We start from the raw sequence: 221 nt of genomic DNA on the forward strand, positions 1-221 counted from the left end.
AACTGCTCGGCGCCCTTCTTGTCCTCCATGCGGATCTCGTTGAAGTTGGCCGGCGTGCCGCCCTTGCTCGAACGGCTCTTGGTACCGCTCTGGGTAGCGTTCGCCGGCAGCTCGTAGGGCACCGTCTGCTCGGCGTTGTAGACCCGCCCGGTGATGATCGGCCGGTCCGGGTCGCCTTCGAGGAAGCTGACGATCACTTCCTGGCCGATCCGCGGGATCTG

The 221-nt window shown here is 65.6% G+C and carries 1 protein-coding gene; it reads right to left on the reverse strand.

From position 1 onward, the window contains the following. On the reverse strand, positions 1-221 hold a 221-nt coding region (locus HMPREF2914_RS22925; RefSeq protein WP_043176734.1), incomplete at both ends, for a bacteriophage T4 gp5 trimerisation domain-containing protein.

Source organism: Pseudomonas sp. HMSC067G02, from assembly GCF_001813485.1.
In the GTDB taxonomy this organism is placed as follows: Bacteria; Pseudomonadota; Gammaproteobacteria; order Pseudomonadales; family Pseudomonadaceae; genus Pseudomonas; species Pseudomonas aeruginosa.